This is a genomic window from Streptomyces sp. NPDC005202 (assembly GCF_040608235.1).
GTDB lineage: Bacteria > Actinomycetota > Actinomycetes > Streptomycetales > Streptomycetaceae > Streptomyces.
This window is the reverse complement of record NZ_JBEXHW010000004.1, coordinates 360,523-387,463: the sequence shown is the minus strand read 5'-3', so window position 1 is coordinate 387,463 and position 26,941 is coordinate 360,523. Positions and strand designations below refer to the sequence as shown.

General features: G+C 71.1%; 24 protein-coding genes and 2 pseudogenes. 14 read left to right on the top strand and 12 right to left on the bottom strand.

Annotated features, from left to right (window positions below):
• Positions 1 to 155: 155 nt before the first annotated feature.
• The 4 genes from ABZV31_RS10900 to ABZV31_RS10885 all read left to right on the top strand — a co-directional run bounded on the left by ABZV31_RS10900 (position 156) and on the right by ABZV31_RS10885 (position 5,491).
• Positions 156 to 1,133: a glycosyltransferase family 2 protein gene (locus ABZV31_RS10900; protein WP_355891027.1), complete on the top strand. Its 978-nt coding sequence runs from the start codon at positions 156 to 158 to the stop codon at positions 1,131 to 1,133.
• A complete protein-coding gene (locus ABZV31_RS10895; RefSeq protein ID WP_355891024.1) occupies positions 1,130 to 2,464 on the top strand; it encodes an alpha-2,8-polysialyltransferase family protein in 1,335 nt (444 codons plus the stop codon). The genes ABZV31_RS10900 and ABZV31_RS10895 overlap by 4 nt, the downstream gene beginning before the upstream one ends.
• A 217-nt stretch (positions 2,465 to 2,681) precedes the next feature.
• A complete protein-coding gene (locus tag ABZV31_RS10890; protein ID WP_355891021.1) occupies positions 2,682 to 3,857 on the top strand; it encodes an acyltransferase in 1,176 nt (391 codons plus the stop codon).
• A gap of 665 nt (positions 3,858 to 4,522) precedes the next feature.
• Entirely contained in the window at positions 4,523 to 5,491 is a 969-nt protein-coding gene (locus tag ABZV31_RS10885) for a class I SAM-dependent methyltransferase (RefSeq protein ID WP_355891018.1), read from the top strand.
• A gap of 91 nt (positions 5,492 to 5,582) precedes the next feature.
• Here the strand turns inward: ABZV31_RS10885 and leuE are convergent, their stop codons facing one another.
• Positions 5,583 to 6,239: a leucine efflux protein LeuE gene (gene leuE / locus ABZV31_RS10880; protein ID WP_355891015.1), complete on the bottom strand. Its 657-nt coding sequence runs from the start codon at positions 6,237 to 6,239 to the stop codon at positions 5,583 to 5,585.
• A 387-nt stretch (positions 6,240 to 6,626) separates the two neighbouring features.
• The gene (locus ABZV31_RS10875) at positions 6,627 to 8,207 is read right to left on the bottom strand and encodes a methylmalonyl-CoA mutase family protein (RefSeq protein ID WP_355891012.1); all 1,581 of its coding nucleotides are present in this window, start codon (positions 8,205 to 8,207) and stop codon (positions 6,627 to 6,629) included.
• A 298-nt stretch (positions 8,208 to 8,505) separates the two neighbouring features.
• On the opposite strand from ABZV31_RS10875, the gene ABZV31_RS10870 reads away from it, so the two are divergent.
• A complete protein-coding gene (locus ABZV31_RS10870) occupies positions 8,506 to 9,336 on the top strand; it encodes a L,D-transpeptidase family protein (RefSeq protein WP_355891009.1) in 831 nt (276 codons plus the stop codon).
• 238 nt (positions 9,337 to 9,574) lie between these two features.
• On the opposite strand, the gene ABZV31_RS10865 is transcribed toward ABZV31_RS10870, so the two are convergent.
• The 5 genes from ABZV31_RS10865 to ABZV31_RS10845 all read right to left on the bottom strand — a co-directional run bounded on the left by ABZV31_RS10865 (position 9,575) and on the right by ABZV31_RS10845 (position 14,759).
• On the bottom strand, positions 9,575 to 10,669 hold the full coding sequence (locus tag ABZV31_RS10865) for a hypothetical protein (RefSeq protein WP_355891006.1): 1,095 nt from the start codon (positions 10,667 to 10,669) through the stop codon (positions 9,575 to 9,577).
• Positions 10,669 to 11,331, bottom strand: a complete 663-nt coding sequence (locus tag ABZV31_RS10860; RefSeq protein WP_355891003.1) for an RNA polymerase sigma factor — start codon at positions 11,329 to 11,331, stop codon at positions 10,669 to 10,671. Before ABZV31_RS10860 ends, ABZV31_RS10865 begins: the two co-directional genes overlap by 1 nt.
• A gap of 565 nt (positions 11,332 to 11,896) precedes the next feature.
• Positions 11,897 to 12,289 carry a hypothetical protein gene (locus tag ABZV31_RS10855; RefSeq protein WP_355891000.1) on the bottom strand — a complete coding sequence of 131 codons (393 nt, stop codon included), beginning with the start codon at positions 12,287 to 12,289 and terminating at the stop codon, positions 11,897 to 11,899.
• Positions 12,290 to 12,420: 131 nt separating this feature from the next.
• Positions 12,421 to 12,999, bottom strand: a complete 579-nt coding sequence (locus ABZV31_RS10850; protein WP_355890997.1) for a hypothetical protein — start codon at positions 12,997 to 12,999, stop codon at positions 12,421 to 12,423.
• A gap of 155 nt (positions 13,000 to 13,154) precedes the next feature.
• Positions 13,155 to 14,759 carry a glycoside hydrolase family 20 protein gene (locus tag ABZV31_RS10845; protein ID WP_355891226.1) on the bottom strand — a complete coding sequence of 535 codons (1,605 nt, stop codon included), beginning with the start codon at positions 14,757 to 14,759 and terminating at the stop codon, positions 13,155 to 13,157.
• Between the two features lie 251 nt (positions 14,760 to 15,010).
• On the opposite strand from ABZV31_RS10845, the gene ABZV31_RS10840 reads away from it, so the two are divergent.
• From ABZV31_RS10840 to ABZV31_RS10820, 5 genes are all read left to right on the top strand, one after another.
• Complete coding sequence (locus tag ABZV31_RS10840) at positions 15,011 to 15,583, top strand: 2-oxo-4-hydroxy-4-carboxy-5-ureidoimidazoline decarboxylase (protein ID WP_355891223.1); 573 nt, start codon at positions 15,011 to 15,013, stop codon at positions 15,581 to 15,583.
• Positions 15,584 to 15,731: 148 nt separating this feature from the next.
• Positions 15,732 to 16,112: a succinate dehydrogenase, cytochrome b556 subunit gene (gene sdhC / locus ABZV31_RS10835; RefSeq protein WP_355890996.1), complete on the top strand. Its 381-nt coding sequence runs from the start codon at positions 15,732 to 15,734 to the stop codon at positions 16,110 to 16,112.
• Between the two features lie 5 nt (positions 16,113 to 16,117).
• Positions 16,118 to 16,600, top strand: coding sequence for a succinate dehydrogenase hydrophobic membrane anchor subunit (locus ABZV31_RS10830; RefSeq protein WP_355890995.1), 483 nt, complete (start codon positions 16,118 to 16,120; stop codon positions 16,598 to 16,600).
• A gap of 23 nt (positions 16,601 to 16,623) precedes the next feature.
• Entirely contained in the window at positions 16,624 to 18,378 is a 1,755-nt protein-coding gene (sdhA, locus tag ABZV31_RS10825; protein WP_355890992.1) for a succinate dehydrogenase flavoprotein subunit, read from the top strand.
• The gene (locus ABZV31_RS10820; protein WP_355890989.1) at positions 18,378 to 19,139 is read left to right on the top strand and encodes a succinate dehydrogenase iron-sulfur subunit; all 762 of its coding nucleotides are present in this window, start codon (positions 18,378 to 18,380) and stop codon (positions 19,137 to 19,139) included. The genes sdhA and ABZV31_RS10820 overlap by 1 nt, the downstream gene beginning before the upstream one ends.
• A gap of 68 nt (positions 19,140 to 19,207) precedes the next feature.
• Here the strand turns inward: ABZV31_RS10820 and ABZV31_RS10815 are convergent, their stop codons facing one another.
• Together ABZV31_RS10815 and ABZV31_RS10810 are read right to left on the bottom strand one after the other, a co-directional pair.
• The gene (locus tag ABZV31_RS10815) at positions 19,208 to 21,673 is read right to left on the bottom strand and encodes a DUF4132 domain-containing protein (RefSeq protein ID WP_355890986.1); all 2,466 of its coding nucleotides are present in this window, start codon (positions 21,671 to 21,673) and stop codon (positions 19,208 to 19,210) included.
• Positions 21,670 to 22,062: a hypothetical protein gene (locus ABZV31_RS10810; protein WP_355890983.1), complete on the bottom strand. Its 393-nt coding sequence runs from the start codon at positions 22,060 to 22,062 to the stop codon at positions 21,670 to 21,672. The genes ABZV31_RS10815 and ABZV31_RS10810 overlap by 4 nt, the downstream gene beginning before the upstream one ends.
• A 123-nt stretch (positions 22,063 to 22,185) precedes the next feature.
• Here ABZV31_RS10810 and ABZV31_RS10805 point away from each other — a divergent pair, with 123 nt between their 5' ends.
• The 4 genes and pseudogenes from ABZV31_RS10805 to ABZV31_RS10790 form a co-directional block, all read left to right on the top strand.
• A complete protein-coding gene (locus ABZV31_RS10805) occupies positions 22,186 to 22,383 on the top strand; it encodes a hypothetical protein (RefSeq protein WP_355890980.1) in 198 nt (65 codons plus the stop codon).
• Complete coding sequence (locus ABZV31_RS10800; RefSeq protein ID WP_355890977.1) at positions 22,359 to 22,568, top strand: hypothetical protein; 210 nt, start codon at positions 22,359 to 22,361, stop codon at positions 22,566 to 22,568. Before ABZV31_RS10805 ends, ABZV31_RS10800 begins: the two co-directional genes overlap by 25 nt.
• A gap of 86 nt (positions 22,569 to 22,654) precedes the next feature.
• Positions 22,655 to 23,068, top strand: coding sequence for a VOC family protein (locus ABZV31_RS10795; RefSeq protein WP_355890974.1), 414 nt, complete (start codon positions 22,655 to 22,657; stop codon positions 23,066 to 23,068).
• 41 nt (positions 23,069 to 23,109) lie between these two features.
• Positions 23,110 to 23,404, top strand: a pseudogene (locus ABZV31_RS10790) (DCC1-like thiol-disulfide oxidoreductase family protein); the annotation flags it as partial.
• Here ABZV31_RS10790 and ABZV31_RS10785 read toward each other — a convergent pair.
• From ABZV31_RS10785 to ABZV31_RS10775, 3 genes and pseudogenes are all read right to left on the bottom strand, one after another.
• A pseudogene (locus ABZV31_RS10785) lies at positions 23,399 to 23,572 on the bottom strand (MMPL family transporter); the annotation flags it as partial. The pseudogenes ABZV31_RS10790 and ABZV31_RS10785 sit on opposite strands and share 6 nt — an antisense overlap.
• 52 nt (positions 23,573 to 23,624) lie before the next feature.
• Positions 23,625 to 25,166, bottom strand: coding sequence for an ABC transporter substrate-binding protein (locus tag ABZV31_RS10780; RefSeq protein WP_355890971.1), 1,542 nt, complete (start codon positions 25,164 to 25,166; stop codon positions 23,625 to 23,627).
• Between the two features lie 286 nt (positions 25,167 to 25,452).
• Positions 25,453 to 26,916 carry a metallophosphoesterase gene (locus tag ABZV31_RS10775; RefSeq protein ID WP_355890968.1) on the bottom strand — a complete coding sequence of 488 codons (1,464 nt, stop codon included), beginning with the start codon at positions 26,914 to 26,916 and terminating at the stop codon, positions 25,453 to 25,455.
• Positions 26,917 to 26,941 lie beyond the last annotated feature (25 nt).

Sequence of the window (26,941 nt, the reverse complement as noted above, 5' to 3'; positions counted from 1 at the left end):
AATGCAACAAACGGTTAACAGCACATCGACGAATGGCGAATCGGGCCCGGATCGGCCCACGAAAAGGTCGGGTTCACGGCTTCGCCACGCGTCGTTCACCGAGCATCAAGCTGGAGGTAAAGACGGATGACGGGCTGCCCTTTAACGTCACCTGCGTGGTCAAGCTCTCCGTCATCGTGCCGTTCTACAACGTGCAGCAATACGCGCCCGACACCTTGAAGAGCCTGCGTGCGAACGCACGTGAGGACTTCGAATTCATTCTCGTCGACGACTGCTCGCGCGACGAGACACCGGACATTCTCGCGCGCGCGGAGCGCGAGCTGCCGGGTGCGGTGCATGTCAGACACGAGCAGAACGGAGGGCTGGCGACCGCCCGCAACACCGGGATCGACAAGGCGCGCGGCGAGTACCTGACGTTCCTGGACGGCGACGACTGGCTCGCCCCCGGTTACTACCCCCAACTGCTCGCCGCCATAGAGGAGTTGGGCTGTGACTTCGTGCGCACCGACCATGTGCAGTGCACCGCCCGGGCGCGCACCATCCACCGCGTCCCGCACGGCCGGCGGGGTGTGGTGATGAACCCGCGGGAGGCGATCCTGCCGGCCGACCGGTCCACGTCGGTCGACTACGCGTACGCCTGGGCGGGCATCTATCACCGCCGGCTGGTCGACCGTGGGCTGCTGCACTTCACCGACGGTCTGCGCACGGCCGAGGACCGGCCGTGGATCTGGAAGCTGCACCGGGAGGCGGAATCCTTCGCCACGGTGGGCCTGCTCGGCGTCTACTACCGGCGCGGTGTCGCCTCCTCGCTCACCCAGATCGGGGATGTGCGCCAACTGGATTTCATTCGTGCGTTCGACCAGGTCATCGAGGAAACGGCCCAGGACCGGGACGCGGACAAACTCCTGCCCAAGGCCGTCCGTACATATTGCGCCATCATTTCCCATCATCTGGGTTCCATCGAAAGGTTCGAGCCGCCGGTGGCACGGAAACTGAAGTCGCTCAGCGCGGGCGCCCTGCGGCGCATGCCGCAGGACATCCTCGACGAGGCGCTCGACTCCATGGACGTCCAGCGCGCGACGCGGCTGCGCAGACTGCGCCGCCGTCCGGCCGCCACGGGGGTCGCCGCGTGACCACGCAGATCTTCCTGGCGTCGACGCTGTACGGCACCGCCACCCTCGCCGCCGCCCTCGACTCCGACTGCTTCCGGCCCGCCGACCGCCGCATCCTGCTGGTCTGCAACAACGCGGCGACGCCCGAGACGACCCCGGGCCTGGACGAGATGCCGGGCTTCGAGCGGCTGCGGGAGCGGTTCGACGACGTGGTGTCGTGGAACGAGACCATCTCCCCCTTCCACCCGGGCGGTTGGGCCCCGCGCCTGGACGACGTCCCGCTGTGGGAGCGGCACCTGCGGCTGCTGTGGAATCTCGGCGACGACGACGTGGCGCTGGCCGTCGAGTCGATCCAGGTCAACCCGGCGCTCGGCGTCGCGCAGATCTTCACCGGCGCGCCCATCACCGTCTACGCCGACGGCCTGATGAGCTACGGCCCCACCCGCAACAAGATCGACCCGCTGGTCGGCACCCGCATCGACCGGCTGCTGCACCTGGACCTGGTGCCGGGCCTGAAGCCCGTGCTGCTCACCGAGTTCGGCGTCGAGCCGGAGCTCGTGCCGACGGACGCCTTCGTGAAGGTGCTGGCCGAACTCGTCGACACCGGCGACGACTTGCCCCGGGTCGACGAACCGGCCCTGCTGCTCGGCCAGTACCTCTCCGCGCTCGGCATCCTCACCGCCGAGGAGGAGGAAGAGCTGCACGTGCGGATGCTGAAGGGCGCGGTGCACCTCGGCCACACGCGCGTGGTGTTCAAACCGCACCCCTCGGCCCCGGCCCGCTGGTCACGCGCCCTGGAGAAGGAGGCCGAGAAGCTCGGCGCAGAGCTCACCGTGCTCGACACCCCGGTCCTCGCCGAGGTCCTCTACCAGCGGATGCGTCCCGCGCTGGTCGTCGGCTGCTTCTCCACCGCGCTGCTCACCGCGTCCGCGCTGTACGGCCTGCCGGTCGCCCGCACCGGCACCGGCACGCTCCTGGAGCGGCTGACGCCGTACGAGAACAGCAACCGTGTGCCGGTGACCATCGTCGACGCGCTGCTGCCCGACCTGGGCGAGGGCGCGGCGGTCACCGAGCAGCGGCAGGGCATGGACGTGGAGGCGCTGACCGGCCTCGTGCGGGCCGTCTCCTACGCGATGCAGCCGAAGATCTACCCGGATCTGCGTGCGGACGCGGAGAGGTATCTGTCGCGGCACCTGTCCCCGCGCACCCGGCGCTACTTCAAACGCCGCCGCCTCACCTCCCTGGCCCTGCCCGGCGCCGTCCCCGCGCAGCTGGCCTTCATCCCGCGCAACGCGACGGTACGGCGGGTGGCCCGCCGTGCGCGCTCGCTGGGGCGTGCGGTGGGCCGCTGAGCCGCGCTCCTCGACTGCCACACTCCTCGACACGGGCCGGGTCGCCATGACCCGGCCCGTGATTCCTGCGGCGATTCCGAAGAACCCCGGACACCGAAACGACACCCAGGTGAACTCCTGCGGACGGCCCGTCGAAGGACTCCTTTGTCAACACCCACACGTCAGACAGGCGTTCTAGGGTGCTGTGGACCGTCTGAGTCCCATTGAGGGGAAGCCTGTGATCGACACGCCCGAGGACACCCGAGGGACCTCAACGGGCGCCATGGTCCGCACCGTCCTGCCGCCCGCCGCCGACACGCCTTTGCCGCCGGACCCGCCGAAGCCGCCCAAGCGCCGGGAGACCCGGCTGCGCGCGCTCGACGGGCTGCGACTGGTGGCCGCGCTGATGGTGGCGGCGTACCACTACGGCGGCCGGGACGGCGAGGTCGCGCAGGCCTGGGGCACCTCGCCGAAGCACCAGTTCCCCATGCTGCACCTGCTGTTCGCGTACGGCTGCCTGGGTGTGCAGGTGTTCTTCGTGATCAGCGGCTTCGTCATCTGCATGAGCGGCTGGGGCCGGCCGCTGCGCTCGTTCTTCGCCTCCCGCGCCTCCCGGCTGCTGCCCGCGTACTGGGCGGCGATCATCCTCGTCACGGCGGTCTTCGCACTGCCGGTGGTGACGTACAAGGCGGTGTCGCCGAGCGACGCGCTGGTCAACCTCACGATGCTGCAGCAGCCGCTGGGCGTGGACCGGGTGCTGGGCGTGTGCTGGACCCTGTGGGCGGAGATCCGCTTCTACGCCCTGTTCGCGCTGTGCATCGTGCTGCCGGGCGCGAACCGCCGGCGCGTGATCCTGTTCTGCGCCGGCTGGACACTCGCCGCGGCCATCGCGCAGGGCGCGAAGCAGCCGCTGCTCGACATCGTCCTGATGCCCGAGTACGCACCGTTCTTCATCGGCGGCGTGGGCCTCTACCTCGTCCACCGGGACCGGCGGGACGCGTACGCCTGGGGCATCGTGGCCGTGAGTTGGCTGATCGGCCAGCACTACGCGGTCCAGCGCCTGTGGCACGCCCCAAGCGTCCACGCCTTCTCCTACCGCAGCTCCTACGGCATCGTCCTCGTCGTCACCCTCGGATTCCTCGCCGTCGCCGCGATCGCGCTCGGCTGGCTGAGCTGGGCGAACTGGCGCTGGCTGACGGTCGCGGGCGCACTGACGTACCCCTTCTACCTCGTCCACGAACACCTGGGCTGGGTCGTCATCAAGGCCCTGCACCGGGACCTGGGCATACCGTCGTACGGCACCTTCCTGCTGACGGTCGCCGCGATGCTGCTGCTGGCCTGGCTGCTGAACCGGTACGTGGAGGAGCGGCTGACGCCGAAGCTGCGCACGGCGCTGTCGAAGCCGCGGCTGTAGTCGGCGGCCCGCCGACTGTCCGAAAACCGTCTCCCGGGCCGAACGCTCCCGTACCCGCCCGTCCATAACCGGGTGCGGCCGTCCTCCGTACGGCCGCAGGAGGAGCTGGAGCGTCGCGGGCAAGGACATCACCTGGGACGAGCTGCGCACGCTGCCCACCACACCGGCCGCCCTCAAGGCCCGCCTCGTCGGTAGCAGGCCGCAACCGGGCGTCCGGGAGGCCCTCTTCAACGGCATCGACGCGCTGCTCTCCCGCGCCCCCTCAAGCCCCCGGCCGCGCGCCGCGCTGTACGACCTGCTCGCTCAGATTCCCGGTGTCCGGCTGCGCGGCCCGGCCAGGGACAGCGCCGGCCGCCGGGGAACGGCGGTCGAGCTGGCTGTCGCGGACCGGCGCAGCCACCTGGTCATCGACGAGGACACCTCGCTGCTGCTGGAGACGGGTGTCTTCGAGATCGGCGGCAGGCACGACGGCCGGCTCGTCAGCCGCACCACGTAACTGTCGGCGGGTCCCGCGTGGTCCGCACCCGAACCGAAGGGCACGCCGCACACATGACGCACAGGAATTGGCCCGCAGTTCACCTGGGCGCACGTTTGGCCGAGCTCCTCCGGGCAGGCGCTGTGCAGTTCCGCACAGGTCCGTCCGCGCAAGGGAGTGCTCCGACCTCATGACCGCCGCACCAGAAACGACCCGACCGCCCCGCCGGCTCGACGACGTACCCGGCTGGTTCCCCGTCCTCGACCAGACGCTCTTCGACTGGTTCCTGCACCGGCAGGAGTCCGCCGGAGTGCGGGGCGACCTGCTGGAAGTCGGGGTGTACATGGGCAAGAGCGCGATCTTCCTCGGCCGCCGTCTGCGACCGGGCGAGCGTTACACGGTGTGCGACCTCTTCGAGGGCGACGCGCCCGACGACGCCAACCGGGCGGAGTCGGCGAAGTCGTACGGGGCGCTCACCCGGCGGGCGTTCGAGAAGAACTACCTCGCCTTCCACGACGAGCTGCCCCGCGTCCTGCAGGGCCCCAGCTCGCTGGTGCCGGCCGAAGTGGCGCCCCGCTCCTGCCGGTTCGTCCACATCGACGCCTCGCACCTGTACGAGCACGTGTACGACGACATCGGCGCCGCCCGCGAGGCGCTGCTGCCCGGCGGTGTCGTCGTCCTGGACGACTTCCGCTCGGAGCACACGCCCGGCGTCTCCGTCGCCGTCTGGGAGGCCGTGCTCACCAGGGGATTGCGCCCCATCTGTCTGAGCACGCAGAAGCTGTACGGCACCTGGGACGATCCCGGGCCCGTACAGGAGGAGCTGCTGGCGATGGTGCGCGGCCGGGAGGACTGTCACCTGAGCGTGCAGCAGGCGGCCGGGCACCGCATCGTCCGCCTCAAGTCCAAGGGCATGCAGGCCCCGCCCTTCCCGCCCTCCCGGTACGCGGACGCCGAACCCGCTGCGGCCGAGCCGACCGTACGGCAGCAGCCCGCGCCGCCGTCCGCGCCGGCCGTCCCGCAGCAGGCCTCGGGCCGGCCCCGCAGCCGCAGCCGCAGCCGCAGCCGCAGCCGCCGGATCGTCGCCGACCTGCTGCCGCCGGTCCTCACCCGCGCGCTGCGCAACGCCCGCTCCGGCCGGCGCTCGACGGCGCGCTGACCGGAGCGGGCTGACCGAAGCGGACGGACCGACCTGCTCAGTCGATCCCATACCGCGCCTCGATTCCCGCGACCACCAAGGGGGCTTCCGCCTACGCGCTGGCGAGGGACAGCTTCACCGCGAAGCCCAGGAACAGCGCACCCGCCGCCGACGTCGCCCACGCCGACAGGCGCTTGCGGCGGCGGAAGGCGGCGGCCAGCCTGGTACCGCTGAATATCAGCACGCTGAGGTAGAGGAAGCTCGCCAGCTGGGCGAAGGCGCCGAGCACGACGAAGGAGAGGGCCGGGTAGGCGTAGCCCGGGTCGACGAACTGCACGAAGAAGGCGACGAAGAACAGGATCGCCTTCGGATTGAAGAGGCTGATGACGAGGGCGCGGCGGTAGGGCCGCTCCTCGGCGGGAGCGGGGGCGGCCGGAGCCTCGTCGGCGGCGACCCGCTCGTGCCGGGTGCGCCACATCCCCCACGCGGCCCGCAGCATGCCTATGGCGAGCCACGTCAGATATCCGGCCCCGGCGTACTTCACGATCCCGAAGAGCACGGCGTTCGCCTTGAGCAGCGAGGCGACTCCTGCGGCCGACAGCGTCATCAGCACCGTGTCCCCGCACCACACCCCGGCCGCGGCGGTGTACCCGGCCCGGATGCCGCGTCGGGCGGCGACGGAGAGCACGTACAGGGAGTTGGGCCCGGGGAGCAGGACGATGAGGAGGAGGCCCGCCAGGTAGGTGGGGAGATCGATGACGCCGAACATGAAAAGGAGTGTCGCACGCGGGTACGACACTCCGATTCCGGGTTTCGGGTGGCGAGACGGCGCGGTCAGCCGTCGATGAGGGTGTCCACCGCGAGTGCGACGCGGACGCCGACGGTTTCCGGCACGGTCACGCTCTGGCCGCGCTTGAAGCGCTGGGGGTCGGAGTATGTGCCGTCACGAGCCGTCCGGCGGCGGTGTCACAGTGAGCCTCCCCTGGAGAATCTCCACGCGGTGCCCAGGCAGTGCACGGGAGAGCAGGTCGGCGGCCTCGCCCAACGTCAGCTCGTGTTGCAGGACAGCACGGCATCCTCCATTTCGGGGCCCACGAGCGCACCGAGGGCGTGCGGATTCCGCCCCCCGGTCACCCGCACGGACGAATTGCCCAGCTCAGAACGCATCCGACGGCACGTAGTTCCCCCAGACCTCCCGCAGCGCGTTGCACACCTCGCCCACCGTCGCCCGGGCGCGCAGGGCGTCCTTCATCGGGTACAGGACGTTGTCCTCGCCCTCGGCAGCCTTCTTCAGGGCCGCCAGGGCGGAGTCCACCGTCGGCTGGTCCCGCTCCGCGCGCAGCTTCGCGAGCCGCTCCGCCTGCTGGGCCTCGATGGCCGGGTCGACGCGGAGGGGCTCGTACGGCTCCTCCTCGTCGAGCTGGAAGCGGTTGACGCCGACGACCACCCGCTCGCCGCTGTCCGTTTCCTGGGCGATGCGGTACGCGCTGCGCTCGATCTCGTTCTTCTGGAAGCCGCGCTCGATGGCGTTGACCGCGCCGCCGAGGTCCTCGACCTTCTGCATCAGCTCGAGGGCGGCCGCCTCGACGTCGTCCGTCATCTTCTCGATGACGTAGGACCCGGCGAAGGGGTCGACCGTCGCGGTCACGTCCGTCTCGTACGCCAGGACCTGCTGCGTGCGCAGGGCCAGGCGCGCGGACTTGTCGGTCGGGAGGGCGATCGCCTCGTCGAAGGAGTTGGTGTGCAGGGACTGGGTGCCGCCGAGCACCGCCGCCAGGCCCTGGACGGCGACACGGACCAGGTTCACCTCCGGCTGCTGGGCCGTCAGCTGCACGCCCGCCGTCTGCGTGTGGAAGCGCAGCATCTGCGACTTGGGGTTCTTCGCGCCGAACTCCTCCTTCATCACCCGCGCCCAGATCCGGCGGGCCGCGCGGAACTTGGCGACCTCCTCCAGGATCGTCGTACGGGCGACGAAGAAGAACGAAAGACGGGGGGCGAAGTCGTCGACGTCCATGCCGGCCGCGACCGCCGTGCGGACGTACTCGATGCCGTCCGCCAGCGTGAACGCGATCTCCTGCGCGGGGGAGGCACCCGCCTCCGCCATGTGGTAGCCGGAGATCGAAATGGTGTTCCACTTCGGGATCTCGGCCTTGCAGTACTTGAAGATGTCCGCGATCAGACGGAGGGAGGGCTTCGGGGGGAAGATGTATGTTCCCCGCGCGATGTACTCCTTCAGCACGTCGTTCTGGATCGTGCCGGTGAGCTGGCCTGCCGGCACCCCCTGCTCCTCCGCCACCAGCTGGTACAGGAGCAGCAGCAGGGCGGCCGGCGCGTTGATGGTCATCGACGTCGAGACCTTGTCCAGCGGAATGCCGTCGAACAGCACCCGCATGTCGTCGATCGAGTCGATGGCCACGCCCACCTTGCCGACCTCGCCGTGCGCGATGGGCGCGTCGGAGTCGTGACCCATCTGGGTGGGCAGGTCGAAGGCGACGGACAGGCCCATCGTGCCGTTGGCGATCAGCTGCTTGTAGCGGGCGTTGGACTCCACCGCCGTGCCGAAGCCGGCGTACTGGCGCATGGTCCAGGGGCGCCCGGTGTACATCGTGGGGTACACGCCGCGGGTGAACGGGTACGACCCCGGCTCGCCCAGCTTCTCGGCCGGGTCCCAGCCCTCAAGGGCGTCCGGTCCGTAGACCGGCTCGATGGGCAGCCCGGACTCCGACTCGCGCGCCATGGTGTGTGCCTCCGCGTTCTTGGTTACTCGCCAGTACAGCCGACCCTTGCCACGGACTGTAGCTGCGGCCGTGCGTCGGGTGGAGTGCCCCACGCTGGGACCTTGCTCACAGACCGGTTCATCCATGTGTTCCCCACCCTGCACCGTGTGCTCCCCACCCTGCACCGTGTGCTCCCCACCCTGCACCGTGTGCTCCCCACCCTGCACCGTGGTTCGCCGCCCGTCACGCGTGGGGAGACATCCCGGTGTACTAGTGGGCACCGGTGAGACAGCGGGGGGCGGTATGCGTATCGGGGGCATGAGGAGATCGACCGCCGCCATCGCCGCGGCCGTCGCGCTGGCCGCGGTGTACGGCTGTACGGTGCAGGGCCCGGACTCCGACGGCAAACACCGCTCGCCGGTGCACATCGAGATCCCCACCACCCGGCCGCCCACGAGCCGCGCCCCCGCCGGAAGCAGGCCGAGCACCGCCCCGAGCCGCACCGGCGCGCCGGTCGCGCCGGTGCTGTGGTCCCGTGGCGACACCGGCCGCGACGTGCGTGAACTCCAGGCCCGGCTGCGCCAGGTCGACTGGCTGTTCGACGGCCCCACCGGGACGTACGACGACCTGACCGAGCAGGCCGTCAAGGGCTTCCAGGGCAAGCGGGGCCTGCCGCAGACGGGGAGGACCGACACCGTCACCTGGCAGCGGCTGCTGAGGATGACGCACGAGCCGGGCACGTGGGAGCTGTACCTGATGGGCGGACAGCCGGCCGCGCCGCCGGCCCCGCGCTGTCTGACCGGCCGGGTGCTGTGCATCGACAAGACCAGCCGGACGCTGCGCTGGATGATCGACGGGCGGACCGTCTCGACGATGGCGGTCCGGTTCGGCACGCAGTACACGCCCACCCGGGAGGGTGTGTTCCACGTCTACTGGAAGTCGCGCCACCACGTGTCGACGCTTTACCACTCCCCCATGCCGTACGCGATGTTCTTCAGCGGCGGGCAGGCCGTGCACTACTCGTACGACTTCGCGGCCCGCGGCTACGCCGGTGGCTCGCACGGCTGCGTCAACGTGCGGGACGAGGCGGCGATCGCGCAGCTGTTCGCGCAGGTGAGGGTCGGCGACAAGGTCGTCGTCTCCTGGTGACGCCCGACCCGCCGGGAGGCAGGGATGCGGCGCGCGGGCGGGACCGGGGGAACGTGTCCCGCCCGCGCCAGATGCACGAGCCGTGGGTACGGGGGGAACCCCGGCTCTGTGCGACGGCCGATGACCAGTCGGCTCACTCATTACTGCGCCACGGCGGCCGAAAACGTCACACCCGGCGCGAAAAAATTTGGGCGACTGGCAAAACCGCAGGTCACAGGCCTCTGGGGGCAGCGCAGGGTCAGAACGCGCTGTACGTCGGGCTCGGCGAGGGGGCCGGAGAGGCGGACGTCTGCCTTGGCAGCACGGGGCCGAAGGCCGGGGACGAGGGAATGGCGACGCCCTTGCCGGGGCGGTTGCCGCCTATGTCGTGGCCGTCGTCGTCACCGCCCTGGCCTCCCTGGTCGCCCTGACCGCCGCCCCCGCCCTGGCCGTCCCTGTCCTTGCCGTCCTTGCCGTCCTTGCCGTCCTTGCCGTCGTTGCCGTCGTTGCCGTCGTTGCTGTCGTTGCCCTTGCCGTCGTCGCCGGAGCGGGCGTCGGCCGCCTTCAGGATGCCCTTGCAGTACTTCCACACGCGTGACGAGCCGCCCGCCGCGCTCTCCAGGACACGCTTGCGGTCGGAGTCCAGCCCCTTGCCGTCCCTCAGATCGCGGCAGGTGGAAGCGAGGCGGCTCCACCCGCCGCCGGAGGTGCCGGACCTGTCACCGTCGCCGGAGGCGGTGTCGTCGCCGGTGCCCGCGCTGCCGCGGGCCGTGTCGCGGTCAGCGCCCCCGACCAAGGAACCGCCCGGGGTGCCGCCGGGCGCCGGCGAGCCGGAGCCGCCGCCCAGGGTGCCGCCGGGCGAGGGCGAGACCAGCGGGCGGTCGGGCGTCACCGCGGCCGAGGCGGAGGCAGCGGGGCCTGGCTCATCCCTGCGGAACGGCGTCGGCAGCACCCCGGTCGTGGCCGCCGCGGCGACCCCGCCGACCGCACCGACGGCCAGCGCGGCGGACAGCGCGAGGCGTACGGAGCGGCCCCAGTGGGGGCGCCGGGTTCCGGAGGCGTGGGCGGCGATGCGGACGACTCCCGCGTCGGCCGACCCGGCCGGGGCGTGCGGGCCGAGGGCCGTGTGCGCATCGGCCCGCTCCGCGCGCGCCTTGCGGAAGGCGCGCAGCGCGGCCGCCTCGCCGGGGAGTTCGGCGTCGACCGAGGGGGGCTCGACGGACAGGGCGTTCAGCGTCTTGGCGAGCCGTTCTGCCTGGTCACGGGCGGCGGCATCGACGGTGTCCAGTGACTCGCCGCGCAGCAAACGCTCCGCCGTGTCGCGGTCCAGCCATCTGTACTGCTCGTCGGCCATCACATGTCCCTCTGCGTCCGGGCGCGCATATGCGTCACACCGGCGGACGTCACCGCGCGGCCTCGCGGTTCTCTCGGGTGCGGCAGCGCATCGAGCACGTCGGCCGCTTCCGCATCGTCACCGAGCAGCTCCGCGAGCCGCTTCAGACCGCGGTGCGCGGCGGTGCGCACGGCGCCGGGCCGCTTGCCGAGCGCCTCGGCGGCGGTCTTGGCGTCGAGGCCCACGACCACGCGCAGCACGACGGCCTCGGCCTGGTCCTGCGGGAGCTGGGCGATGAGCGAGAGGGTGCTGTCGGTGGCGAGGGCCTCCATGGCCTCGCCCGCGGTGTCCGACTCGGCGGCCTTGCCGGTCAGCTCCGTCTCGTCGCCGCCGATCGCGGGGCGGCGGCCGCGCATCCGTATGTGGTCGAGCGCGCGGTTGCGGGCGATCCGGGCGGCCCAGCCGCGGAACCGGTCGGCGTCCCCGCTGAAGCGCTCCAGGTCACGGGCGATCTGCAGCCAGGCCTCCGACGCCACGTCCTCGGCGTCCGGGTCGCCGACCAGCGTCCGCACGTATCCGAGCAGCCGCGGGTGCACGGCGCGGTACACAGTCCGGAACGCGGTTTCGTCCCCGTCCTGTGCCGCAAGCACCGCGGCGGTCAGCTCCGCGTCGTCCCCCAGCACCCGTGGTTCCTCAGTCGATCGTTGCGGCCGCCAAGCCGCCGGTGGTTGCGGTGATCATGCACCGTCCGCGCCCGGCGCGAAAGGCACGTTACGGCGTGAACCCGTGCTCGTCCATGACCGTACAACGCGCAACTAACTGATGTGGGGTGAGGTGTGACAGAAAACGCACTCATGGCGCTGTAGGAAGTACGGGCCGCCGCGCGGCCCGTACCGCGCGACGGCCGGGGCCTCTCCTGTGGGGGGTGGCGGCCCCGGCCGTTGCCTTGGCAGTGCATGCGCGGGGCCGTGGGCGTGACGCCGGGGCGCCCGTGGTCAGCCCGTTCTTCCGCTGCGGCGGTGACGCCCGCTCCGGTTCGCCAAGGTGTGGTGCCGGCGGAAGGCGCGGTTCGTGAACGGCCGGTCTGCCCGCCCACCCACGCCCGTTGTCAGTGGCGGTCCCCGCCCCGGAGCGGAGTTCGCAGCAGGGCTCGCCCCCTTCGACACCCATCGGTTCCGAGGCCGCTGATGAGCCACGACGAACGGCTCCCGGGCAGCGGAGGCGCGGGCGAGCCGCGCGCCCTCGGGCTCAGCTCGGGGCCGCGCCCATGGCGTCCCGGCAGAGCAACCGCAGGGACCCGTGCCCCGCGAAACAGCGCCGGGCCTCGTCGATCGGGTCCCACAGCCGCCCGTCGGGCGTGCGGACCCAGTGTTCGCCGCCGGTCGCCCACCACTCGGCGCCGGTCTGCCGGACGATCACCTCACCGGCGTACGCGCCGAAGCCGCGCAGCACGCTCTCCACGGCGGCGTACGGTGTGCCCTCCCGGCGTATCTCCTCGATCATCCGGTCGACGCGCCACAGGCTCTGCGCCGAGTAGTCCAGGCGCAGCCGCGCCCCCTCGCGCATCGCCGCCACGGTGTCCGCCGCCCACCGCACCGGTTTCACGGCGGCGTGCGGCCTGGTCTGCTGCTGAGTCGTCACATCCTGCGCTGTCACATGGGTCACGTAGGGAAGAGCGAGGTCAGCGGGCATTCCGTCACCCGGATCCGGCCGCTTTCCGCAACCAGTGCAGGACCGCCGCACCTCGCCCGCAGGACGGTCACAGGACTCTTTCAGGGGCCGGGGTTTACGCCCGCCCCGCGGGCCCGGCGCGACACCACGGCCCGCAGCACTCTGCGCCCCTCCGTCGCCACCTCCAGCGCCTGGCGGAGCCCGGCGGGGCCGTGGCCGGCGAGGAGTTCCAGGACGGTGATCTGGCGGCGCAGTTCGGCGGCGACGAGCGGGGACATGCCCTCCGTACGGCCCTCGCGGCGGGAGTCGACCGGGGCCGCGTCCTCGGCGGGGTCGAGGAGCCGGTGGATCTGGAGCGAGGCGACCGAGCAGGCGTCGTCGGCCCACACCCGCACCTCGGCGGCGGCCCGGGCGGCAGGCGCGGCGGCGAGCATCCGGCGGGCCAGCAGCGCGGCCTCGTCCTCCGCGGGCTCCTCCGGGCCGGCCGCGTCCAGCGCGCCGCGCGCCTGCTCCAGCCGGTCGGCCCAGTCGCCGCCGGCGCCGTCCGCGAGGCTCGCCCACAGCGGCCGCAGCACCTCGTCGTCACCGCCGAGCAGGGGGACACACCGATCCAAACAAGCCAACCCGCTGGCGGCCAGTCCGCGTTCGTCGGCCTGCGCGATCAGTTCCACCAGGCTCATCCACGCCTCCCTCGCCAGGGCGCCGACCTTTACGGAGCCCGCATTTCCCCTTACTGCGTGCGACCGCCCGGTAGTGTCACAGGGGCACCGGACGGAGCCGGGCGAGCAGGGGTGAGCGGAGGTTTTCAGCCAGGCTCACTCCTCGGCGGGTACGGTCAGCCCAGCCGGCCCGCCAGCGCCTTGAACTCCGCCCAGGACAGCGCCGGCTTCCCCGGGTCCCACAGCTTCTGGATCGTCGCCCGCAGCGGCATGCGTATGCCGGCGGCCACCTGGTCCTGGGTCTGCGCGTACGCCCGGTCGGACCACACCGCGAAGGAGCCGCCGAGGATCTGGGCGTCGTACCGGGCGGGCACCGCCTGTGTGCCGCGCAGCACGCGCGGGGTCCACTGCTCGTAGATTCGCTGTCCCGTCGGATAGACGAAGGTCTGCGGCTGGCCGAGGACGTAGTAGAGGTACTCGTCGTTGTAGTTGATCACCTTGCGGCCGGCGCCGAGGTACTCGACGGGCTGGCGGGCGCCGATCTCCTTGCCGGTCCAGTAGGCGACCTCGATCTCCTTGGCGGGCTGCACCGACGTCCCCCGGAAGAAGCCGTCGTTCCAGGCCCGCGGGGTGCGGTCGTGGACGCGGACGGTGTCGGCGCGGTCGTTCAGCCAGCCGGTGGTGAAGTCGGCCACGGTCCCGCCGGAGCCGTAGGCGGCCCGCGCGGCGGCGGCCAACTGCGGATAGGAGGCCTCGGGGTTGCGCACGGTCAGCGCCTGGTACTCGTCGCCGCCGAGGTGCCAGAAGCTGCCGGGGAACAGTCCGGCGTACTCGTCGAGGAGGTCGTCGACGATCGCGGCGGACTGGTCCTTGGAGATGTCGATCGCCCCGCGCGTCGCCACGCCCTGTGCGTTGCGCAGCTGCAGGTCGGGGTGGGCGGCGATCACCGCGCCCAGGTGGCCGGGCGAGTCGATCTCCGGCACGACCGTGATGTGCCGGCTCGTGGCCAGGTCGACCATCTGCTTGACCTGCGCCTTCGTCAGATGGTCTTTGGAGACGATCTCCGGGTGCGTGTCGGACTGGATGCGGAAGCCCTGGTCGTCGGAGAAGTGCAGGCCCAGCTCGTTGAACTTCAGGTCGCCGAGCTCCTTGATGCGGTCCTCGATCCAGGCCGCCGTGTACGGCTTGCGCGCGATGTCCAGCATGAAGCCGCGCCTCGGCTTGGCCGGCTCGTCGCGCACGACGCCCTCCGGGGCCGTACCGCCGCCGTGCACCTCCTGCTTGAGCGTGCGGGTGCCGTAGAAGACGCCCGCGTCGGCCGGCCCGCTGATGGTCACGCGGCCGCCGCGCACGGTCATGGTGTACGACTCCGGGTTCCCGCCCTCGCCGCCGCTCAGCGCCAGCCGTACGTCCCCGGCGCGCACGTCGTTGCGTTCGCCCGCGTACGTCAGGCCCAGCTCGCCGGCGATCAGGCGCCCCTCGTCCGCGAGGTCCGCGTCGCTGACCACGACGCGCTCGCCGTGCGCAGGGCGCCAGCCGGGCCCGCGGGCCGCGGTGTGGGAACGTACGGCGGGGATCGTGCGGGGCGGCCGGGACAGGGCGTAGCTGCGGGTGGGACTCGGGCTCGGCGTGGCCGAGGCGGCGGACCTGGCGGCCGTGGAGCGCTGTGCGGCGCCCGCCGGGCTGCTGTCGTCCCCGGAGGCGGCCCACAGTCCGAGGCCCACGCCTAGCCCGACCGTCGCGGCGAACGCACCGACAGCCAGTGCCCGCCTCTGCCGCACCCTGCTCGCCGACGCCCGGCGCCTTTGCTGACTCACTCCCCCAACCTAAAGCCTTCCGGCACGGGAGGTGTCCACGAGCCGTTCTCAAACTCTCCCGTCCGAGTGAAATCCGGGCATCCGCCGTACAGACTGGTGACCACTCCCGATAACGTGGCGCGCATCTCTCACAACATCCCCTGCCGACAAACACGCGACGTCCACAGGGATGTCGCCGAATCCCACCGCGAGGACCCACGCTGCCCGCGCAGAATCTGGAGCACTTCAACACCGCCTCCGCCGACGAGGCCCACCACACCCTCCTGACCTGCCTGCGCAGCCTGCGCTGGGCCCGGCGGGTCGCCGACCACCGCCCCTACCCGGACCTGGCCGCCCTGCTGGCCGCGGCGGACGAGGCGGCGTACGACCTCCGCCCGGGGGACCTGACGGAGGCGCTGGCGGGAGAGTCGCTGCTGACCCTGCCCGACGACACGTACGTCGCCGCCTCCACGGCACTGAGCGCAGCCCATGCCGCCTACGAGGCGAAATTCGGACATGCGTTCGTCATCTGCCTGGACGACGTCCCGCCCGACGAGGCCCTCGACCGGCTCCTGGCAGCCATCCGGTCACGATTGGCAAACGATCCGGAAGAGGAACGGCTGGTGGCGGCAGAAGAACTACGGCGCCTGGCCAGAGGGCGCCTGATCCGACTGGCCAGAGGCGCGGGGCCGCATCACATGGTGGCTCCGCCGCGGGGCGCGAGCAGCCACGACGCACCTGCACCCGGCGTACATGGCGCGCCCCCGCCCCAGAAGCCGCCCGTCAGTAGCCCGTCCGTGCCCCTTTGATTGCCAGTTTGATCACATCGGTAGGCCCCGTGTAAGCGTTCCGACAGCACGTCGCTACGATGCTGGGGGCCGGTGGACCGTACCCGGCCGGGCCCGACCGACAGTGAAGCCGGCGCGGCCCTAGTCCCCGCTCCCGGAGGGTTCTTCCGTGCCGGCTGGAACGCTGTACCGCGGACGGGAAGGAATGTGGTCCTGGGTGGCTCACCGAGTCACCGGCGTCCTCATCTTCTTCTTCCTGTTCGTACACGTGCTGGACACCGCTCTCGTCCGTGTCTCCCCCGAGGACTACGACAAGGTCGTAGCCACGTACAAGGCGCCGATCGTCGCCGTGCTGGAGTACGGCCTGGTCGCCGCCATCCTCTTCCACGCGCTCAACGGCCTGCGCATCATCGCCGTCGACTTCTGGTGGAAGGGCGCCCGCTACCAGAAGCAGATGCTCTGGTCCGTCGTCGTCGTGTGGGTCGTGCTGATGCTCGGGGCCATCTACCCCGTCCTCGGCCACGCCGCTCGTGTTGTGTTCGGGAGCTGACGCGTATGTCCACCACTGAGACCACCGCTTCCGGTGTCGGCCCGGTCGAGGGCGGCTCCGTCTACAACGTCGACAACCCGGCGCCGCTCATCGAGGCCCCGCGCCAGCGGACCAAGAAGACCCCGAAGTCCACGCGGGGCAACTTCGAGATGTACGGCTGGCTGTTCATGCGCCTGTCCGGCGTGGTGCTGGTCGTCCTGGTCCTCGGCCACCTGCTGATCCAGCTCGTCCTGGACGGCGGCGTCTCCAGGATCGGCTTCGCCTTCGTGGCGGGCCGCTGGGCCTCCCCGTGGTGGCAGGTCTGGGACCTCGCCATGCTGTGGCTCGCGATGCTGCACGGCGCCAACGGCCTGCGCACGGTCATCAACGACTACGCGGAGCGCGCGAACACCCGCCTGTGGCTGAAGGCGCTGCTCTACACCGCCACGGTGTTCACCATCCTGCTGGGCACGCTGGTGATCTTCACCTTCGACCCGAACATCCGCTAGGCCCCGGGACCGAGGTAATCCTGATGAAGATCCACAAGTACGACACCGTCATCGTCGGCGCCGGTGGCGCCGGTATGCGTGCCGCCATCGAGGCGACCAAGCGCAGCCGCACCGCGGTCCTGACCAAGCTCTACCCGACCCGCTCCCACACCGGTGCCGCCCAGGGCGGCATGGCCGCGGCCCTCGCCAACGTCGAGGAGGACAACTGGGAGTGGCACACCTTCGACACGGTCAAGGGCGGTGACTACCTGGTCGACCAGGACGCCGCCGAGATCCTGGCGAAGGAGGCCATCGACTCCGTCCTCGACCTGGAGAAGATGGGCCTGCCGTTCAACCGCACCCCGAACGGCACCATCGACCAGCGCCGCTTCGGCGGTCACAGCCGCAACCACGGCGAGGCCCCGGTCCGCCGCTCCTGCTACGCGGCCGACCGCACCGGCCACATGATCCTCCAGACGCTGTACCAGAACTGCGTCAAGGAGGGCGTGGAGTTCTTCAACGAGTTCTACGTCCTCGACCAGCTGATCACCGAGGTCGACGGCGTCAAGCGCTCGGCCGGCGTCGTGGCCTACGAGCTGGCGACCGGCGAGATCCACATCTTCCAGGCGAAGTCCGTGATCTACGCCTCCGGCGGCTGCGGCAAGTTCTTCAAGGTGACGTCGAACGCGCACACGCTGACCGGTGACGGCCAGGCCGCCGTCTACCGCCGGGGCATCCCGCTGGAGGACATGGAGTTCTTCCAGTTCCACCCGACCGGCATCTGGCGCATGGGCATCCTCCTGACCGAGGGTGCGCGCGGTGAGGGCGGCATCCTCCGCAACAAGGACGGCGAGCGCTTCATGGAGAAGTACGCGCCGGTCATGAAGGACCTCGCCTCCCGCGACGTCGTCTCCCGCTCCATCTACACGGAGATCCGCGAGGGCCGCGGCTGCGGTCCCGAGGGCGACCACGTCTACCTGGACCTCACCCACCTGCCGCCGGAGCAGCTGGACGCCAAGCTGCCGGACATCACCGAGTTCGCGCGGACGTACCTGGGCATCGAGCCGTACACCGACCCGATCCCGATCCAGCCGACCGCGCACTACGCGATGGGCGGCATCCCGACCAACGTCCAGGGCGAGGTGCTCGCGGACAACACCACGGTCGTCCCCGGCCTGTACGCGGCCGGCGAGGTCGCCTGCGTGTCGGTGCACGGCGCCAACCGCCTCGGCACGAACTCCCTGCTGGACATCAACGTGTTCGGCAAGCGGGCCGGCATCGCGGCCGCGGAGTACGCGCAGAAGGCCGACTTCGTGGAGCTGCCGGAGGACCCGGAGTCCTTCGTGGTCGAGCAGATCGAGCGGCTGCGGACCTCCACGGGCACCGAGCGCGTGGCGACCGTCCGCCGCGAGCTTCAGGAGACCATGGACGCCAACGTCATGGTGTTCCGCACCGAGCAGACGATCAAGACGGCGGTCGAGAAGATCGCCGAACTCAAGGAGCGCTACAAGAACGTGGCGATCCAGGACAAGGGCAAGCGGTTCAACACGGACCTGCTGGAGGCCATCGAGCTGGGCAACCTGCTGGACCTGGCCGAGGTCATGGCGGTCTCCGCCCTGGCCCGCAAGGAGTCCCGCGGCGGTCACTACCGCGAGGACTACCCGAACCGTGACGACGTCAACTTCATGCGCCACACCATGGCGTACCGCGAGGTCGGCGCCGACGGGTCCGAAACCGTCCGTCTCGACTACAAGCCGGTCGTCCAGACCCGCTACCAGCCGATGGAGCGTAAGTACTGATGGCTACCCCTGTTCTGGACAAGGTCGAGGCGGAGTCCGCGGCCTCCCCGTACATCACCGTCACCTTCCGGGTCCGCCGCTTCAACCCGGAGGTCTCGGCGGAGGCGACCTGGGAAGACTTCCAGCTGGAGATCGACCCGAAGGAGCGTGTTCTCGACGGCCTGCACAAGATCAAGTGGGAACTGGACGGCACGCTGACGTTCCGCCGCTCCTGCGCCCACGGCATCTGCGGCTCGGACGCCATGCGGATCAATGGCAAGAACCGTCTGGCCTGCAAGACGCTGATCAAGGACATCAACCCCGAGAAGCCGATCACGGTCGAGCCCATAAAGGGCCTCACGGTCCTGAAGGACCTGGTCGTGGACATGGAGCCGTTCTTCCAGGCGTACCGGGACGTCATGCCCTTCCTCGTCACGAAGGACACGAACGAGCCCACGCGGGAGCGGCTGCAGTCGCCGGAGGACCGCGAGCGCTTCGACGACACGACGAAGTGCATCCTCTGCGCGGCCTGCACCTCCTCGTGCCCGGTGTTCTGGAACGACGGCCAGTACTTCGGCCCGGCGGCCATCGTCAACGCGCACCGCTTCATCTTCGACTCGCGTGACGAGGCGGGCGAACAGCGCCTGGAGATCCTCAACGACAAGGACGGCGTCTGGCGCTGCCGCACCATCTTCAACTGCACCGACGCGTGCCCCCGCGGCATCGAGGTGACGAAGGCGATCGCGGAGGTGAAGCGGGCGCTGATCACGCGCCGCCTCTGAGCTCCGAGGTTCTACGGCGGCTGGGCCCCGCCTCCGGTTCTCGTACCGGAGGCGGGGCCCACCTGCGTCTACAGCTGGCTCAGGATCGTCGGATCCGTGATCTTCGTGTCGTCGGCCAGCATCATCGCCTTGCTGAGGATCACCGCCAGCACGCGGTCGCCCTCGAAGGGGAGGTAACCGGCCTGCGGGGCGGCGGGATTCGACTTCGGGACGATGCACAGGTACTGGTCGTTCGGCGTCATCAGGATGTTGCCCGAGCCAAGGTGGATCTTGTACGTGTGGCGTTCGCCCTTCACGTGCAGGAAGCGGCCCTCGAGCGTGCAGCGGTCGGCGATGGCCAGCCGGGGTATCAGGCGCTCCAGCAGCGCGCGGCGCGTCTCGGCGCTCTGGCTCAGCTCGCCGAAGCCGTACGACGTCCAGTAGTCCCGGAAGCGGCCCTCGGGGCCGCCGTCCTGCCAGGTCGGGTCGTTGCCGACGCTTGCGACGCCGACGAACAGGTCGACGTCGCGCAGGACTTCGGACAGCACGAGCGGCGGGATCTCGGTCAGGGGCAGCGCCTCGGCCGGGTCGGCACCGTCGCGCAGCCGCATGCGGTACTCGCCGCCGCAGCAGTGGGCCCAGTTGTCCGGGGCGCCGATCGGGTAGAAGCGGACCTGGTCGGTGCGCAGGCGCAGATAGCTGCCGGAGTCGGTGGTGTCCTCGCCGTAGCCCTCTCCCTCCCCGTGGATCCAGTACTCGGCGCGCAGGCCCCACTGCGGCAGCTCGCGCACGGCGGGCGGGGCCTCGTCGTCGACCATCAGGCGCAGCTTGTTGCGCCAGCCGCGGATCGCGGCCAGCGAGTGGAACTGGTGCTGGCGCAGGATGTGGGCGGCGAACCGGTTGGAGTAGGTGCCCGTCGCGCGCTCGGCGTCCGTCAGCAGGTACACCTCGCGGTGGGCCTGCTTGAACGGCTGGGTGATCCTGTGCCGCTCCAGCCAGTCCCGCCAGGCGACCACTTCGGCGGGCTCGTGGTCGACGGGGTGCCAGAGGCGGACCTCGGTGCCGTCATGTACCGGGTCGTCGGTGAGGGTGCGCAGTTCGCCGTCGGCGTGTCCGACGGTCGTCCCGTCGACCGTCCACAGCAGGCGGCGGGCCAGGGTGCCGACGAGGGGGTGGTCGAGGTAGCGCTCGCGCCAGGCGGCGTACGGCCAGGTGCGGCGGGCCAGGAACTGGCGGTCCAGGCGCTCACTCTGGGCCGTGAGCATCTTGTCGATGTCCTTGACCGCGGCCTTCAGCTCCCTGAGCTCCTCGGCGTGCTCGCGTTTCACGGCGGCCGGCACGCTCTTGACGGCCTTGCCGGCGGCGTTGCGCCAGCCGAGGGCCGCCTTGGAGCCGTGGATCTCCAGTACGGCCGTGACCTCGCCCAGCCGGTGCTCGGCGCGGCCGACGTCCGTCAAGCCGTAGGCGGGCACGGCCAGTTCCTCGATCTCCTCGCGGCTCAGGCCCAGCGCGGTGGCCCGTGTCTCCAGCGCGGTGTCGATGAGCTTGGCGGTGCTCTTGTAGGTCACCCGGGTGGCCAGGCGGGCGAGTTCGGCCAGAGCGGGTTCACCCTCCATACGGGACAGCGCGACGACACCGGCGTTGGCGACCTTCGGGTTGCGCGGGCCGAGGCCGGCGACCTTCTTCAGGGAGGTCCCGACGAGGGCGCCGAGGGCGCGGACGGTGTCCGGATGCGGCGGCAGCAGGGAGAGCAGCCAGGCCAGGCCGCGCAGGGCGTTGGCGTTGTACGGGTCGTAGGTGCTGTTGACGTCGGCTTCGTACTCCCGGCGGTCCAGCTCGAAGGTGCGGCGGCCGACGAGGGCCAGCCAGGGCAGCACGGTCGTACGGACGCGGTCGGCGCCGAGGGCGTCGATCAGGGCGCCGGCCTGCTTGTCCCACTTGGCGGTGGGTTTGGCGGCCGTGGCGGTCGTGGCGTGAAGGAGGAGTGCCTGCCAGTCGGGGCCGGTGGCGTCCCGCATGGCCTGCTCGGCCCACTCCTCGCCGACGTTGAGGACCGGGTCGGTGAGCTTCTTCGCCAGTGCGGTGAGCGTCTCGGAGCGGTAGGCGTCCAGAGCTGTGCGGCGGAACACGGCGACGACGGCGGGTGCGAGGGGGCCGCCGGCGGCGAGCTCGGCCTCGGCGAGGACCTCGTGGCGCTCGCCGTACCACAGGGAGTGCCGGCGGCCGAGTTCGTCGAGCTTCCGCAGCCGGTCCACGGACAGCCGGTCGCCGGGCAGGCCGCGGGAGATCACACCGAGCAGGATCAGGCTGTTGCTTCGGGCGACCGGGCCGGCCTCCTCGGAGTGGTGCTGCGCCACCAGGGCGTCGGCGAGCGCCGCGCGGGTCTGCGACGGCAGCGCGCGCAGTTCGTCCAGCACCTGCTCCCAGAACCCGGCCCAGTTGCCGTTGTCCACGGACGCGGTCTTCAGCAGGTCGACGGCGAGCGCCTGCACGTCACCGTCGGCGGCGCGCTGCCGGATGAGCTCCTTGGTCAGCTGGATCCGTACCACCGTCATCCCCCCACCAGCGGCACGAGCTTGAGGAACGTCACCTCGGTGCCCAGCATCAGCTCGATCTCCTCGTCCAGGTCAGTGACCTGACGGTCCCCCACCAGCACCAGGAAGCCGTTGCCGGCGAAGGCGCGCAGTGCCAGCTCGGTCTGCGCCTCGGGGTCGATGCGGCGGGGCGTGCGCAGCGCGTACCCGTTCAGCACGCGCTCGGCGTCCTGCGGCTGCACGAGCCCCTGGAACACCTGCGGCGTGCGCGCGTTGTACTCGGCGACCTCCTGGAACACCCGGCGCCGGATCAACTCGCGCACGCTGATCCGTTCCTCGGCGATCTCGAGCCCCCAGCCCGCGCCCCGGTCCCCCGATGTCGTCTCGTCGACGAACGTCACGATTGCCATGCCGACGACGGTACGAGACAGCACTGACAACGAGGCCCGAGCGGGCGGAGGTCGCGGCGGCACCGTGCGCGCGAGACGGAAATCGAAGAGCCGTGCGCGCCTGGACCGCCCTGGGGTGCGGGCATGAGCAACTCGACGGCGGCCGCCGTCCTCACCACGCCCGACCTGGCCGAGGCGCTGCGCGCCGTGCACACCCTGCTGGGCATCGCGGACCTCGATTGCGCAGAGGTCGACTTCGAGGCCGTCATCCGATCCCCGCACGGCCGCGGCGTCCTGGTCGCCCAGCGCCCCCCGCAGTGCCCGGGGCCGGGCTCGGACTGATCACGCAGAAGTACGCGTACCTCACGCTGTCCGTGCACTCCCGGGACATCTACCAGGACGAGCCGTCCGCGGATCACACCGTGCACGTCCACGTACGGGGCGAGCAGGACCTGGCCCGCATCCACTGGCTCGCCGCCCAGGCGGGGGGTCGCTTCACCGGCCGGACGGAGTCGGCCCCTCTCTGAGCCGGCCCGTCTCATCACCTCGCCCGGGTGGGTGACCTCACGGTCAGCCCACTTGGCCTGCGTCAGGGCGTACCTAATCTGATGACATGTCAGATGACGAGTCGTACGAGCTGCTCGGGTTCGACAACGTGCTGCTGCCCGTCGGGGATCTCGGCGAGGCCGTGACGTTCTACGAGCGGGCAGGGTTCGCGGTGGGGTTCCGGCTCGACGAGGCGGGGATCGCTCTGCTGAAGGTCGGGGGCGAGACGCCGGGGATTCTGCTGCGCGCGGAGGAGGCGTTCGGCCACTGGCCGCCGCCGTGGCCGTCGACGCCGCGCGTGTGGCTGGAGGTGCCGGACGCCCGGGTGGCGGCGCGAGCGCTGACGGCTGCAGGGATTCCCCTGCTCGACGAGCCGTCCCCGGTGGCGACGGGCTGGACGGTCGAGATCGCCGATCCCTGGGGGAACGTCATCGGGTTCACCGACTACAGCAAGCGGCCCCAGCTGGGGCGCCGCCCCTGACCGCAGGACCGGGTCGCTCCCTCGGCCGGGGCGTGAGCGCGGTGGCGGCCGTCGCCGACCGGGGCCGGGGCGCCGTGCGCGTCCCGGTCCGCGGGCTGACCATCCTGTACGCCGGCGAGTGCTCCCTGTGCACCTTCCTGCGCGACTGGCTGGTGAAGCAACCGCAGCTCGTGCCGGCTGGAGCTGGTGCCGGCCGGTTCGGAGGCGGCACGGCGGCGCTTCCCGGGCCTCGACCACCGGGCCTCCCTGGACGAGGTCACGGTCGTCGGGGACGCCGGGCAGATCCACCGAGGTGCCGCCGCCTGGGTCGTCGTCCGCTGGGCCCTGCGCGACCATGATCAGGACCGCGGAGTTGATGACCCGGCTGGTCTCGGCGAGGCCCACGCGCACCGCGCGGGCGTTGTCCCGCGTGTGCACCCACTCCTCGTGCATGCGGCTGACCAGGAACACCTGGTAGTCCATCGACAGTCCGAAGAGCAGGGACAACATGATGACCGGCAGGAAGTTTCGGCCGTCATTCCCTGCCCTGACCGTCGGTTGCCCAGGCGCGGGCCCGTCAGATCCAGCCGAGTGTCCACAGCCGGAAGATGCCCGTGCCGTCCGTCAGGTACTGGCCGCCGCCGATGGCCTCGCTGCTGACGACGTACTCCTTGCGCTGCCACAGCGGAATCAGCGGCGCGTCGTTCGCCACTTCCGTCTGCAGGGTGTGGAAGTCCTGCGCGACCCGGCTGCGGTCGGCGTACTGCCGGCTGTCCAGGATGAGGTGGTCGACGACCTTGTTGCGGTAGCCGGTGTTCATGGTGCTGCCGGTGCCGACGAGCGGGGCGCCGAAGGTGTCCGGGTCCGGGTAGTCGGCGACCCAGCCGACCGCGTACGCGTCGAGCTTGCCCTTCGCCCACCGCTTCTGGAAGCCGGTCCACTCGTAGCCCTTGACGTCCACCTGGAACAGACCGCTCGCCTCCAGCTGCCGCTTGACCTCCGCGGCCTCCTCGGCTCCGGCGCCGCGCCCCTTGCCGTAGCCGTAGGTGAAGCGCACCGGGACCGACACGCCGGCCTCGGTCAGCAGCGCCCGTGCCCGCTTGGCGTCCTGTGCCGGGTAGGCGTCGAAGAACGACGTCGTGTGGCCCGTGATGCCGGCCGGGATCAGCGAGTACAGCGGCTCGACGGTCCCGTCGTACACCGTGGAGGCCAGCCGTTCGCGGTTGATCAGCCAGGCCAGGGCGCGGCGGACGCGGACGTCGTGCAGCGGCGAGGAGGCGCGGGTGTTGAGGTAGAGGTTGCGGGTCTCGGAGCTGTCGGACTCAAAGACGCGCCGGCCGGGGTCGCTCGGGTTGAGTCCGGAGAGGACCTTCGGCGGCAGCGTGCGGGTGGCGACCGCGACCTGTTCGGCCTTCCAGGCCTTGTCGAGGGCGTCGGCGTCGGCGTAGTAGCGCAGCTCGACCGGCCGGCCGGTGCCGCCGATGGCGCCCTTGTACGTGCCGTTGGGCGCCAGCACCGCGGTCTTGTCCTTCGTATACGCCGTCAGGTCGTACGGTCCGGTGCCGTCGACCTGGGTGCCGGTGCGCAGGGCGTCCTCCGGGTAGCGGGTGTGGTCGACGATGGAACCGGCCCCGGTGGCCACCTTGAACGGGAAGGTGGCGTCCGGCGACGACAGGTGGAAGGTGACGGTCATGCCGGCGCCGTCCACCGAGCCGAGCGTGGAGAGCAGGGACGCCGGGCCGACCTCGGAGTTGATCTTCTTCACCCGGTCGAAGGAGTACTTCACATCCTCGGCGGTCATCGTGCGGCCGCTCGGGAAGGTGAGGCCGTCGCGCAGCTCACAGCGGTAGGTGCGCAGTCCGCTGCCCACGAAACCGCAGCTCTTGGCTGCGTCCGGCACGGGCGAGGCCCCGCCCGGCTCGAAGGTCAGAAGTGACTGGAACACGTTGCCGAACAGGGCCCAGGAACCGGCGTCGTAGGCGCCCGCCGGGTCGAGTGACGTAACGGCGTCCGTCGTGCCGACCGTGATCGTCCTGCCGTTGTTCTCCTGTGACCGCAGCAACTGCCAGCCGCCCACGCCCACGGTCGCCAGGACCAGCAGCAACGTGAGAATCCGCATGCGAACCGATCGCATCGGTGCCCTCCCCGGACCCTGCGCGGGCCCCTGCGCACAAGCCACTCCCCTAGTGGCGCGCACACCTAATCACAGGTGTTTCAACTGGGGGAAGAGGATTCCGGAGAGAAGAAAAAGAACTTGCGGAGAAATGTTTCCCATTCGTTTCACAGCCGATTCTCAGCCAATTCACGGCCCGGCCCACGGCCCGACCCACGGCCCGACCCACCGGTCGCCACCGGGCACGGGGACGACCTCCACGACGACGCCTTCACCACACGGCTGGGCCGGCTCACGCCTGCCGCGACGCCAGTTCCACCACCGTGATGTCGGACGGCGCGCCCACGCGTGTCGGCGGTCCCCAGGCGCCTGCACCCCGGCTGACGTACAACTGGGTGTCGCCGTAGCGCTCCAGGCCCGCGACGGTCGGGTTGGCGGCCGCCGCGACGAAGTTGCCGGGCCAGAGCTGGCCCCCGTGGGTGTGGCCGGAGAGCTGGAGGTCGACGCCGTGGCGGACGGCCTCGTGGATCTGGACCGGCTGGTGGGCCAGGAGCACGCACGCGCGTGCCGTGTCCCGGTCGCCGAGCGCCTTGCTGAAGTCCGGGCCCTGGCCCTCGCTCTCGCCCTGGAGGTCGTTCACCCCGGCCAGGTCGAAGTACGGCAGCTCGGTGCGGGCGTTCTCCAGGGGGTGCAGGCCGAGCCGCCGTACCTCCTCGACCCACTGCTCGGCGCCGGAGAAGTACTCGTGGTTGCCGGTGACGAAGTAGCCGCCGTGGCGGACCCTCAGCTGCGCCAGCGGGGCCGCGGCCGGACCCAGGTCCTTCACGCTGCCGTCCACCAGGTCGCCGACGACCGCGATGAGGTCGGGCTGGGTCGTGTTGATCGTGTCGACGACCTTCTGGGCGAAGCCACGGCCGAGGATCGGGCCCAGGTGGATGTCGCTGACGACCGCGATCCGGAAGCCGTGCGCGGAGCGCGGGAGTTTGGCGAGCGGGACGGTGACCCGCTTCACCCTCGGCCCGCGCAGCACGCCGTACGTGCCGTAGCTGACGGTCCCGACGGCGGCCGCGGCGGCGACGCCGGCGACGACGCGGGAGACGAAGAGGCGGCGGGTGGGAGTGGGCGTGGGCGTGGCGAGCGGCGGCGGTGACGGAGCGGACGCCCGCTCGGAGCCGGGCACCGACGGGCGGCCGAGGGCCGGGGCGGGGTCGAGGGCCGGCTGACGGACCACGGCCGACTCGGAGTCGGGCGCCGGCTGGCGGTCGGAGGCCGGGTCGGGGGCGGGCGTGCGCGCCGGTCCCCAGTCCTTGGTCGCGGTCGCGGGCGCCGTCGCCGTCGCCGTCACCGTCGCCGTCACCGTCGCCGTCGCCGTCGCCGGTGCAGGATCCGCCTGCGGTGCGGTCACGGCGGCGAGTTCCGGCAGCGTTCGCTTGGCGCGCCGCTCGACGAGCTGCCGCAGCAGCGGCCGTACGACCTCACCCGCCACCACACCGAGCAGCAGGTAGATCGACAGCGCCAGCCACAGGTAGCCCGGCCAGGCCAGGGTGCGCTGGAGCCAGAAGGGCGCGCCGGTGCGTTCGGCGACGAGGGCCGCGATGGCCAGCGCCCAGCCGCCGGCGATCACCGCCGCGCCCGCGCGCCGCGCCGTGCCCGGGCCGCGCGTGGTGTCGCGGAACAGTCGGCGCCACATGTACCAGTTGCCCGCCACCACGGCGCCCACCACGAGCAGCGCCACGAGCACGAAGACGACCACCATGCCGCCGTGTCCCCTCCGTCGGTCC

Bases quoted from the DNA above. Each gene is read 5' to 3' on its own strand.
- ABZV31_RS10885 (WP_355891018.1), top strand. From the start codon at position 4,523: ATGACCGCCGCACCAGAAACGACCCGACCGCCCCGCCGGCTCGACGAC.
- leuE (WP_355891015.1), bottom strand. From the start codon at position 6,239: ATGTTCGGCGTCATCGATCTCCCCACCTACCTGGCGGGCCTCCTCCTC.
- ABZV31_RS10875 (WP_355891012.1), bottom strand. From the start codon at position 8,207: ATGGCGCGCGAGTCGGAGTCCGGGCTGCCCATCGAGCCGGTCTACGGA.
- ABZV31_RS10870 (WP_355891009.1), top strand. From the start codon at position 8,506: ATGAGGAGATCGACCGCCGCCATCGCCGCGGCCGTCGCGCTGGCCGCG.
- ABZV31_RS10865 (WP_355891006.1), bottom strand. From the start codon at position 10,669: ATGGCCGACGAGCAGTACAGATGGCTGGACCGCGACACGGCGGAGCGT.
- ABZV31_RS10850 (WP_355890997.1), bottom strand. From the start codon at position 12,999: ATGAGCCTGGTGGAACTGATCGCGCAGGCCGACGAACGCGGACTGGCC.
- ABZV31_RS10830 (WP_355890995.1), top strand. From the start codon at position 16,118: ATGTCCACCACTGAGACCACCGCTTCCGGTGTCGGCCCGGTCGAGGGC.
- sdhA (WP_355890992.1), top strand. From the start codon at position 16,624: ATGAAGATCCACAAGTACGACACCGTCATCGTCGGCGCCGGTGGCGCC.
- ABZV31_RS10820 (WP_355890989.1), top strand. From the start codon at position 18,378: ATGGCTACCCCTGTTCTGGACAAGGTCGAGGCGGAGTCCGCGGCCTCC.
- ABZV31_RS10815 (WP_355890986.1), bottom strand. From the start codon at position 21,673: ATGACGGTGGTACGGATCCAGCTGACCAAGGAGCTCATCCGGCAGCGC.
- ABZV31_RS10810 (WP_355890983.1), bottom strand. From the start codon at position 22,062: ATGGCAATCGTGACGTTCGTCGACGAGACGACATCGGGGGACCGGGGC.
- ABZV31_RS10805 (WP_355890980.1), top strand. From the start codon at position 22,186: ATGAGCAACTCGACGGCGGCCGCCGTCCTCACCACGCCCGACCTGGCC.
- ABZV31_RS10795 (WP_355890974.1), top strand. From the start codon at position 22,655: ATGTCAGATGACGAGTCGTACGAGCTGCTCGGGTTCGACAACGTGCTG.
- ABZV31_RS10780 (WP_355890971.1), bottom strand. From the start codon at position 25,166: ATGCGGATTCTCACGTTGCTGCTGGTCCTGGCGACCGTGGGCGTGGGC.
- ABZV31_RS10775 (WP_355890968.1), bottom strand. From the start codon at position 26,916: ATGGTGGTCGTCTTCGTGCTCGTGGCGCTGCTCGTGGTGGGCGCCGTG.